Source organism: Cryobacterium sp. TMT1-19 (genome assembly GCF_004403055.1).
In the GTDB taxonomy this organism is placed as follows: Bacteria; Actinomycetota; Actinomycetes; order Actinomycetales; family Microbacteriaceae; genus Cryobacterium; species Cryobacterium sandaracinum.
Window position 1 is genome coordinate 1 of sequence record NZ_SOHB01000036.1, and the last position, 1,512, is coordinate 1,512.

2 protein-coding genes are annotated in these 1,512 nt (G+C 64.2%); both read left to right on the plus strand.

Going from position 1 to position 1,512, the window contains the following annotated elements:
- Window positions 1-55 precede the first annotated feature (55 nt).
- Complete coding sequence (locus E3T40_RS10070) at window positions 56-460, plus strand: hypothetical protein (RefSeq protein ID WP_104194749.1); 405 nt, start codon at window positions 56-58, stop codon at window positions 458-460.
- Window positions 461-477: 17 nt separating this feature from the next.
- Complete coding sequence (locus tag E3T40_RS10075; protein ID WP_134543339.1) at window positions 478-1,479, plus strand: DDE-type integrase/transposase/recombinase; 1,002 nt, start codon at window positions 478-480, stop codon at window positions 1,477-1,479.
- The last annotated feature ends 33 nt before the right edge of the window (window positions 1,480-1,512 follow it).

Below are 1,512 nucleotides of genomic sequence, written 5' to 3' on the forward strand. Positions count from 1 at the left end.
CCCTCTGCGTCAAGCTGCTTGTGAGCCACTTCACAAGCAGTAGGAGGCATGGGAAATGTCAATCAGCCCAGGGTTCAACGCGGCGGAGATCCGCGAGTTCGTCCATGAGTACCATCGGGTGCCGCACGGGGGTAAAGGCCCCTGGCTCGCGGAGCGCGAGGTCACGAGGGGCACGCTGCGGCGTTGGTGCGACGCGGTTTACGCGGGTGACCTCGAGCGCGGGCTGATTCCGCGAGAAGGTAGTCATATGACTGTTCCACCGGGCAAGCGCACAGCGCTAGAGAAGATACGTGCCGCCGAGCACGCGGCACACGACGCTGAGGTCGCTCAGCTGAGCAAGCGTGTTCGCGAGTTGGAGGACACCAATAAGGCGCTGGGAAAAGCTATCGGGCTCTTGCACGCAATGAGCGAGGAAGAGCCCGCAGACACCCCGAAGACCCCAGATCCGTCCGATTCCTGACGCTGGAGAACGAGTTCGTGGCGGAGCTGACGCGCACCACGGGCTCTCAACGCAAAGCCCTGGGAATCGCCGGCATCGCACGCTCGACCTGGCAGTACCGGCGAAATCCCCGCGCCCGGGTTCCCGAGCCGGTCGCGCAGAAAGATCGCGCTTACCTGTCTCGTATCCCCACCACTGATCGGACCGTGATCGCGAAGAAGATCACGGCAGGGTGGGCCGGCGGGCACTCCGTCGATCACACGTTCGCGTCCACCTGGGACCGGGGAATGATGCTCGCCGGCCGCCGGTCCTGGTGGCGGATCGCCGCCGATATCGAAGACCAAAGCGCCCGCCCCCTGGTGCCAACGGGGCGCGGGTCCCGAACACCCCGCGACAAGCCGGTGCTGATCGCGACCGGGCCTGGCCAAGTTTGGAGTTGGGACATCACCGATCTGCGCTCTCCGTGGCGGGGGAAAGCGTTCAAGGCGTACTCAATCATCGATATCTACTCCCGCAAGATCGTCGGCTGGCGAGTCGAGGAGCGCGAGAGCGACCACCTCGCCGTGGAGATGTTCCAGGCTGCGTTCCGCCAGCACGGCACCCCACGATTCGTCCACGCGGACTCCGGCCCCGCGATGCGTTCGGGCGCTTTGGCCGACCTCCTCGCAGAGCACAACGTCACAAAAACCCACAACCGGCCTTACGTTTCCAACGACAACCCGTTCTCCGAGTCCGAGTTCCGCACGATGAAATACCGGCCCAACTATCCCGGAACATTCGAGAGTCTCGAGGACGCCCGCGGCCATTTGGCCGAGTACGTGCCCTGGTACAACGCGACCCACAGGCACTCCGGCATCGCTTTGTTCACGCCCCAGCAGGTCCACGACGGTTCCTGGCGGCGCGCCCACGGCATCCGTGACCGCGCCCTGCAGAACTACCACCAGCAACACCCGGAACGATTCCGCGAACGACCGAAAACACCCGCACCAGCCGGCCTCGTCGGGATCAATCACCTCCTCGACGAAACCACCACAAACTAACCCAAGTGACTCCACTCAGCTTGACATCGCCCG